Origin of the sequence: Bradyrhizobium sp. 31Argb, assembly GCF_043638955.1 — a bacterium.
Lineage (GTDB): Bacteria > Pseudomonadota > Alphaproteobacteria > Rhizobiales > Xanthobacteraceae > Bradyrhizobium.
On record NZ_JBEGDB010000330.1, the window covers coordinates 1 to 8226 of the forward strand.

At 63.7% G+C, this 8226-nt stretch carries 9 protein-coding genes and 1 pseudogene; 2 read left to right on the forward strand and 8 right to left on the reverse strand.

Going from position 1 to position 8226, the window contains the following annotated elements:
* Nucleotides 1–116 precede the first annotated feature (116 nt).
* From AAFX91_RS36265 to AAFX91_RS36285, 5 genes and pseudogenes are all read right to left on the reverse strand, one after another.
* Nucleotides 117–1334: pseudogene (locus AAFX91_RS36265) on the reverse strand (proton-conducting transporter membrane subunit); the annotation flags it as partial.
* Nucleotides 1335–1336: 2 nt separating this feature from the next.
* Nucleotides 1337–1651 carry a helix-turn-helix domain-containing protein gene (locus AAFX91_RS36270; RefSeq protein WP_130580439.1) on the reverse strand — a complete coding sequence of 105 codons (315 nt, stop codon included), beginning with the start codon at nucleotides 1649–1651 and terminating at the stop codon, nucleotides 1337–1339.
* Nucleotides 1652–1781: 130 nt separating this feature from the next.
* Complete coding sequence (locus AAFX91_RS36275; protein WP_394569721.1) at nucleotides 1782–2990, reverse strand: MFS transporter; 1209 nt, start codon at nucleotides 2988–2990, stop codon at nucleotides 1782–1784.
* Nucleotides 2991–3009: 19 nt separating this feature from the next.
* Entirely contained in the window at nucleotides 3010–3861 is an 852-nt protein-coding gene (kdsA, locus tag AAFX91_RS36280; protein ID WP_394569722.1) for a 3-deoxy-8-phosphooctulonate synthase, read from the reverse strand.
* A 95-nt stretch (nucleotides 3862–3956) separates the two neighbouring features.
* Entirely contained in the window at nucleotides 3957–4283 is a 327-nt protein-coding gene (locus AAFX91_RS36285; protein ID WP_130580442.1) for an NIPSNAP family protein, read from the reverse strand.
* Nucleotides 4284–4410: 127 nt separating this feature from the next.
* Here AAFX91_RS36285 and AAFX91_RS36290 point away from each other — a divergent pair, with 127 nt between their 5' ends.
* Together AAFX91_RS36290 and AAFX91_RS36295 are read left to right on the forward strand one after the other, a co-directional pair.
* On the forward strand, nucleotides 4411–4671 hold the full coding sequence (locus tag AAFX91_RS36290) for a BrnT family toxin (RefSeq protein WP_394569723.1): 261 nt from the start codon (nucleotides 4411–4413) through the stop codon (nucleotides 4669–4671).
* Nucleotides 4655–4942 (forward strand): BrnA antitoxin family protein, encoded by a 288-nt coding sequence (locus tag AAFX91_RS36295; RefSeq protein ID WP_130580444.1) that lies wholly within the window; start codon nucleotides 4655–4657, stop codon nucleotides 4940–4942. Before AAFX91_RS36290 ends, AAFX91_RS36295 begins: the two co-directional genes overlap by 17 nt.
* 14 nt (nucleotides 4943–4956) lie before the next feature.
* Here the strand turns inward: AAFX91_RS36295 and AAFX91_RS36300 are convergent, their stop codons facing one another.
* The 3 genes from AAFX91_RS36300 to tpiA form a co-directional block, all read right to left on the reverse strand.
* Nucleotides 4957–6588 carry a CTP synthase gene (locus AAFX91_RS36300; protein WP_282527052.1) on the reverse strand — a complete coding sequence of 544 codons (1632 nt, stop codon included), beginning with the start codon at nucleotides 6586–6588 and terminating at the stop codon, nucleotides 4957–4959.
* 174 nt (nucleotides 6589–6762) lie between these two features.
* Nucleotides 6763–7155 (reverse strand): preprotein translocase subunit SecG, encoded by a 393-nt coding sequence (gene secG / locus AAFX91_RS36305; RefSeq protein WP_394569724.1) that lies wholly within the window; start codon nucleotides 7153–7155, stop codon nucleotides 6763–6765.
* 131 nt (nucleotides 7156–7286) lie between these two features.
* Entirely contained in the window at nucleotides 7287–8042 is a 756-nt protein-coding gene (gene tpiA / locus AAFX91_RS36310) for a triose-phosphate isomerase (protein WP_394569725.1), read from the reverse strand.
* Nucleotides 8043–8226 lie beyond the last annotated feature (184 nt).

Sequence of the window (8226 nt, forward strand, 5' to 3'; positions counted from 1 at the left end):
TCGCGCCGCGCACCCATGCTGATCCGTCCTGCCATCGGCGACACCGATCCGATTCGGTATCGCCGCCCCAATCCTGAAGGTCAGTTCTCCGGTAACATCCTTGGTGAGGCAATGCGCCATTCCGAAACGAAGCCGTTGAATGGCGGAAGCGCCGAGATCGCGACGCAGCCGACCAGCACGGCGAAGCTCGTCTTTGGCATGCGGTGGATCAGGCCGCCCAGCCTGTCCATGTCCCGCTCGCCGGTCGAGGTCAGCACGGCGCCGGCGCCGAAGAACAACAGGCTCTTGAACAGCGAGTGGTTGAGCACGTGAAACAGCGCCGCGGTGAACGCGAGCGCGGCCGCGAGGCGCAAGCCGTTGGCCTGGAACCCCAGCGCAAGGCCGAGGCCGACGAAGATCACGCCGACGTTTTCGATGGTGCTGTAGGCCAACAAGCGTTTCAGGTCCTGCTCCATCATGGCGTAGAGAATCCCCATCACGGCTGTGACGGCGCCAAGGAAAAGAACGATCACGCTCATCCACCAGGCCGGCTGTCCCAACAGATCGAAGACGACACGGATGAAGCCGTAGATCGCGACCTTGGTCATGACACCGCTCATCAGCGCCGAGACATGGCTCGGAGCCGCCGGATGCGCCAGCGGCAGCCAGACGTGCAATGGCACCAGGCCGGCCTTGGAGCCAGCACCGAGCAGCATCAGGATCAGGACCAGTCCGACGGCGCCGGGCGCATGTTGCGCGGCGCGGATGGCCGCAAATCCATAATCGCCCGCCGGTCCCGCCAAGAGGCCAAAGGCCAGCAGCAATGCCAGCGTACCGAAGCTTGCCATCACCAGATAGACGTAGCCCGCCGCGGCATTTCCGGGTTCGCGGTGATGCGCGAGCACCAGCGCCCATGACGCCAGCGACATGAACTCCCAGCAGAGCAGGAAGGAAAACGCATCGTCGGCCAGGATCACGAGGTTCATGCCGGCAAGAAACGCCGGAAAGAACGGAAGCACCCGGTGCGGCTCGGTTTCATGGTGGCCGTAACCAAGACCGTAGAGGCTTGCGGCCGCTCCACCGAAATTGACGACGACCAGAAAGAAGGAAGCGAGATTATCCAGGCGGAAATGCGCGCCGAGCCATGGCAGCCCGACCGGCAGGACGAGCGCGGAGGCTTCCGGCCCGCCCCTGACCAACCAGTTCATCGCGGCTGCAGTCGCGACGACAGAGATGGTTATCGTCATGCCGTAGATGAGGCCGGCGGCATTCCTTGAGCGGCTCAACACGATCGCCAGCGCGGCAGCCGCCAGGAGCGCCGCGACGCACGACATCTGGAGAGCGACCGCCGACATCATCAGGGCATCCGACCTCCCGCCACCTTGTCGTTGGAACGGTCACCCGGCGAGGCATTGTCTGATGCCGCTCGATCCTTCAGCCGCACCCCGCGGCCCTGCCCGCTGCTTGCCGTCCCCTCGCTGATCAGCTCGATCCCGGCTTTCTCGAGCGCGGTGATCAACTTCATCAGCGAATCGACATTGCCGCGAACCACGGTGTCGCTCGCTTCCATGCGTTGGATCGTAGGAACCGACAGTCCGGAGAGATCAGCAAGCTGCCGTTGGTCAATTCCCAACAGACCCCTGGCCGCCCGCATTTGCCCTGCAGTGATCATCAGCCTGGCCGCCGAAGCGCTTTCCAGCGCGCATCAAATATGCCGCTTCCATCCTAATTAATGATGTCAAGAAAGCAAGAACTGATATCTGAGATATCTTTACCACCGAGCTGGCCGCGTTGGCTCGGCGTCAAGGTTCGACATCGGGACGACCGGCGGCATCCGCCGGAATCCTTTGCTTCAGCAATGTTGCGCAGGCCAGTCCCAGCGCGATCATGATCACGGCTGACGTCAGCAAAGTCGGCAGCTTGCCGGCATGCGCGAGGCCGAAGCCATAGGCGATTGGGCCCACGGTCTGCCCCATGAAGAAAAAGAACGAATGCAGGGACATCGCGGTCGCACGCGCCTCCACCGACAATTCGCTGGCGAACACCTGCAAGCAACCATGGATCATGTAGAAGCCCCACCCCATCGCCGACAAGCTCAGCGCCTGGATCTTCCAGCCGGGACTGAACGCGACGGCAACAAGCTGGACGCCGACCAGCGTTGCGCCGGCGATCATCATGCCCTTCACGCCGAGCCGTGGGAGAAAGCGCGACACGGTCATGGTGTAGAACAAGCCGCCCACCGCAAACCCCGCGATGACGATCCCCGCGATCGACAGCGAGGTTTCGCCGAGATCGAACAGGAACGACGCCACAAACGGAAACAGGCCGAGCACGCAGCAGCCCTCGATGAAGACTGCGGAATAGCAGATCGGCGCGTTCGGATTGGTGAAGATGGTGCGGTAGCCCTGCCTCAAGGCAGAAAAGCTCGTCTTGGGCGGATGCGCGAGCTTCTCGCCGCGGAAGCCGGCCAGCACCGCGACGGAAGCGAGCACGACAATCGCGCCGAGCACGGCGAGCACGCCGCGCCAGCCGAGGAAATCGCCGATCAGGCCGGAGGCCGAAGCGCCGAGGAGGTTGCCGGTCATGGCGCCCGCGAGCGTTCGCCCGATCGCGACCTGCCGCTTGTCGGGTGCCACGAGATCGCTGGTCAGCCCGAGCGCGACCGGAAACACGCCGCCGGAGCCGATGCCGGCGAGGATGCGGCTGGCGAACAGCATCGAGAACGATGTCGACAGCGCGCCGAGAATGTTGGCGAGCCCGAGCAGCACGAGACAGATGATCATCAGCCGCGCCTTGCCGAACAGGTCGGCGGCGGCACCCAGCAGCGGCTGGACGATTGCGAAGGTGAAGGCGAACACCGCGGCAAAGCTTGCGGCGGTGGCGATGCTGACGCTGAACTCGTCGGCGACATGCGGAAGCACCGGATCGAGCGCACGCGCCGAAAGACTCGCGGCGAAGGTTGCGATCGCAATGATGTTGAGCGCCGGCGGCAGGCGGCCAGTTGCGGTCACGACCTTCGCACCTGCCCCCTCAACGCGCCGTCTTCTTGGCCAGCGCGTCGAATTCCATCAGCGTCCTGACCAGCCCCTCGAACTCGCGGAGCGGCACCATGTTCGGTCCGTCGGATGGGGCGCGGTCGGGATCGGGATGGGTCTCGATGAAGACGCCGGCAACGCCGACCGCCACGGCGGCGCGCGCCAGCACGGGGACGAATTCGCGCTCGCCGCCCGAGGATGCCCCCTTCCCGCCCGGCTGCTGCACCGAATGGGTGGCATCGAAGATGACTGGCGCGCCGGTGGTGCGCGCCAGGATCGGCAGCGCGCGCATGTCGGAGACCAGCGTGTTGTAGCCGAAGGAGACGCCGCGCTCGGTCACCAGCACGTTCGGATTGTTGGTGCCTGTCAGTTTTGCAACCACATTGGCCATGTCCCATGGCGCCAGGAACTGGCCTTTCTTGACGTTGACGACCTTGCCGGTTGCGGCTGCCGCAAGCAGCAGATCGGTTTGACGGCAGAGGAAGGCCGGAATCTGCAGCACGTCGACTGCCTGCGCCACCTCGGCGCATTGCGCGGGCTCGTGCACGTCGGTCAAGACAGGCAGGCCGAGCGAGGAGCGGATCTCGGCAAAGATCGGCAGTGCGTGCGCCAGCCCGATGCCGCGCGCGGCGGATGCGCTGGTGCGGTTGGCCTTGTCGAAAGAGGTCTTGTAGACGAGCCCAACGTTCAGGCGCCCCGCGATCTCCTTCAACGCACCGGCCACCTCCAGCGCATGCGCCCGGCTCTCGAGCTGGCACGGCCCGGCGATGATGGAGATCGGCAGGTCATTGCCGAACTTGACCGGGCCGACACTGACGATCGGGGCGGCCGAGGTCTTGGCGTTCAAGGGTGTGTCCTTTCAATTTCGCGCGGACCATGCCGGTCCGCGACACCAGGATCAACCCCGGTTATGTCAGGAGTATCGGGGATGCGCGCTGAACCTCACTTCAGCGCGGAGAATGAGGTCGGCACCAGCAACTGGTTGACGATATTGCCGACGATCTGACCATCCTCTTCCGTCTTGGCCCGCGCCGAAATCCATTCCGGATCGGTCTGGAACGCAGTCCATTTCTTCTCGCGATCGGCAAGCGATTCCCAGGCCAGGATGTAGGTCAGTTCCTGATTGGATTCGCCGACCAGCGTCGTGAAGAAACCGACCTGCTTGATGCCGTGCTTCTCCCACAGCTTGAGCGTGATGGTGTCGAAGCGCTTGAGCAGCGCGGGCAGCCGGCCCGGCAGGCAGCGATAGACGCGGGTTTCGTAGATCATTCGTGGCTCCTCCCAGATTATGCGCAAGCGGTTATAGCGGCTACACGGAACACTGTCTTGAGGACCAAATTACATGGCTCCTCTGTCATGCTTGACCGACCTGATGATCTAATCGTATATACAAAAAGTGAGTGACTTCGATCCAGCGAAGGATAAAATCAACCGTTCCCAGCACGGGATTTCGCTCGCGCGCTGCGTCGATATGGATATCCGGGCAATCGTCAGGGCCGAGCCCTTCGACTACGGCGATCCCCGATATCGCGCGTACGGCTTCATTGATGGCGTTGCACATTGTCTGGTTTTTACGGTGCGCAACGAACGTTACCGTCCCATCAGCCTCCGACGCGCGCATGCAAAGGAGATGAGACGCTATGTCAAAGAAAGCTAAGCCGCCTGTATTTGATGAAGATAACCCGGAATGGACCAAGGCAGATTTCGCCGCGGCGACGAAGTTTCCGCGCGGCGTGCGCCTGAAGGATTTGAAGCCCGGCGAACTTGAGCGGATCGTCCGAAAGCGCGGACCGCAAAAGACGGCGACGAAGATTCCGGTATCGATCCGCCTCAGCCCCGAAGTCGTGAGCCACTTCAAAGCCAAAGGCCCAGGCTGGCAGTCGCGGATTGATGCCGCGCTACGCAAGATCGCCAAGAAGGCGAGCTGACCGACGCCGCTTGCCTACACCAATCGGCTCTGTGCCATTGCCGCCTGGATGAACGAGGCGAACAGCGGGTGCGGCTCGAACGGCCGCGACTTCAGTTCGGGGTGGAATTGCACGCCGATGAACCAGGGATGGTCCTCATATTCCACGATCTCCGGCAGCACGCCGTCGGGTGAGAGACCGGAGAAGCGCAGGCCGTGCTGCTCGAGCCGGTCCTTGTAGGCCGTGTTGACCTCGTAGCGGTGGCGATGGCGCTCGGAGATTTCGGTGGCGCCGCCATAGACTTCGGAAACGCGGCTGCCGCGCTTGAGGACCGCAGGGTACGCGCCAAGCCGCATGGTGCCGCCGAGATCGCCAGCCTGCGACCGCTTCTCCAGTTCGTTGCCGCGCAGCCATTCCGTCATCAGGCCGACCAACGGCTCAGGCGTCGGGCCGAATTCGGTGGAATTGGCCTGCTCGATGCCCACCAGATTGCGCGCGGCCTCGATCACCGCCATCTGCATGCCGAAGCAGATGCCGAAATACGGCACGTCGCGCTCGCGCGCGAATTGCGCCGCCCGGATCTTCCCTTCCGCGCCGCGCTGGCCGAAGCCGCCGGGCACCAGGATGCCGTTGACGTGCTCGAGGAACGGCGCGGGGTCTTCGTTCTCGAACACCTCGCTCTCGATCCAGTCGAGATTGACCTTCACCTTGTTGGCGATGCCGCCGTGGGAGAGCGCCTCGATCAGCGACTTATAGGCATCCTTCATCCCGGTATATTTGCCGACGATCGCGATCGTCACCGCGCCCTCGGGGTTGCGGACGCGCTCGTTGATGACGTGCCAGCTCTGCAGCGCCGGCGGAATCTTCGGCGCGATCCCGAAGGCGGCCAGCACCTCGTCGTCGAGGCCTGCGGCGTGATAGGCCTCGGGCACGGCATAGATGTTGTCGACGTCGCGCGCCTCGATGACAGCGCTTTCGCGCACGTTGCAGAACAGCCCGAGCTTGCGCCGCTCCTCCTTCGGAATCTCGCGATCGGTGCGGCAGAGCAGGATGTCCGGCTGGATGCCGATCGAGCGCAATTCCTTCACCGAATGCTGGGTCGGTTTTGTCTTGAGCTCGCCTGCACTTGGGATGTACGGCAAAAGCGTCAGATGAATGTAGACGGCGTGATCGCGCGGCAATTCGTTCTTGAGCTGGCGGATCGCCTCGAAGAACGGCAGGCCCTCGATGTCGCCGACCGTGCCGCCGATCTCGACCAGGACGAAATCATAGCCGTCGTTGCCGTCGAGCACGAATTCCTTGATCGCATTGGTGACGTGCGGAACCACCTGGATGGTGGCGCCGAGATAATCGCCGCGGCGTTCCTTTGAGATGATGTCCTGGTAGATGCGCCCGGTGGTGATGTTGTCGGCCTTGGTCGCCGGCCGCCCGGTGAAGCGCTCGTAGTGGCCGAGATCGAGATCGGTCTCGGCGCCGTCGTCGGTCACGAACACTTCGCCGTGCTGGTACGGCGACATCGTTCCGGGATCGAGGTTGAGATAGGGATCGAGCTTGCGGAGGCGGACCTTATACCCGCGTGCCTGCAGCAGGGCGCCTAGTGCCGCTGAAGCCAGACCCTTGCCGAGTGAGGAGACCACGCCGCCGGTGATGAATATGTACCGCGCCATGGGGCCTAACCTTTATCTCCACGGTGGCGATTCGCCAAAATGATTCGTGTTGTCCCGGCAAACATAATGCCGGGCTGTGAGTGACGTGAATTTTACTGCTTGGTCAGGGCCTTAATGGGGCTTCCTGACGCAGGATGCCAGTCCTTCACCCTGCATAGCCACCCCGCATTATTATTATTGCGAGCGCGGCGCCTGCGGGCCGGCAGGCGCCTGCGGGGCCTGCTGCTCGTCGGCCTTCTTCAGCGAATCCAGGATGCCGCCGGAGGTCGGCGGCGTGATCGGCGCGCCGCCGACAGGCTGCTGCGTCGGCGCCGGCGCGCCGGTGCCGATGATCGAGGTAGGCTGCCGGCTAAGACCGGCATGCCAGGACAGGAACAGGCTGGTCGCGAAGAACAACACCGCCAAGACCGCGGTGGTCCGCGTCAGCAGGTTGGCGGTGCCGCGGCTCGACATGAAGCCCGCGCCCCCACCCATGCCAAGGCCGCCGCCCTCGGATTTCTGCAGCAGCACGGCGCCGATCATCACGGAGACGATCATGAGGTGGACGACGATGACGACAGTCTGCATTGTGACCTTCCGTCGCAAGCTTAGAGCGCCGGGTTCCGGCGGCTCACGCGCTATCAGCGGGTTTTCCTGAAGTTGCGCGGTGTTACACGATCGGGACCGGCAACGCCACCCCAATAACCGCCACAATCTAGCTAGGGAGCGCCCGCCGCGATCGCAAGGAAATCGGCAGCCTTCAGGCTGGCGCCGCCGACCAGCGCGCCGTTGACGTTGGCGACGCTCAAGAGTTCGGCCGCATTCGAGGGTTTTACGGAGCCGCCGTAGAGAATCCGGATGTTTACGCCCTCCCCTTTGAAGCGATCCGTCAAGATACCCCGGATAAACTTATGAACTTGCTCGACATCCTGCACCGTGGGGATCAGCCCGGTGCCGATCGCCCAGACCGGCTCATAGGCGACCACCAGGTTGGCCGCGGTCGAACCGTCAGGCAGCGACCCCTTGAGCTGGGTGCCACAGACGCCGAGCGCCTGCCCGGCATCGCGCTGCTCGCGGGTCTCGCCGATGCAGAGGATCGCGATAAGGCCGGCGCGCCAGGCGGCTTCCGCCTTCTGGCGGACCAGCGCATCGGTCTCACCATGGTCGGCGCGGCGCTCGGAATGGCCGACGATGATGGCGCTGGCGCCGGCATCCGCCAGCATTTCGGCCGAGATGTCGCCGGTATGGGCGCCCGACGCCTTGGGATGGCAATCCTGGGCCCCGACGGCGAGCCTCACACCGCGTGCCTTGTCGGCAAAAGCGGCAATCAAGGTCGCCGGCGGGCAGACCAAAAGATCGGCCTTGCCGCCAAGCGCGCCGGCCCCCGCCAGCATGGCGTCGAATTCGCCTGCGGAAGCTTTCAGGCCGTTCATTTTCCAATTGCCGGCAATCAGCGGCCGGATGGCGTCGGTCATGGCAGGATTCCCGAGAAATGGTGGTCGACATGCGCTAGCAGAGCCCGGCCGTCACTTCCAGACCCGGCGGTCCACCGCTACAAATCGCCGCCAACGCGGGACGGCATCCTGAAGTGCACCCTTATCGTGAGACACGATAATCAGGGACAGGAGCCCGCCGCTTGAGGCGGCAGGGCGGGTTGAT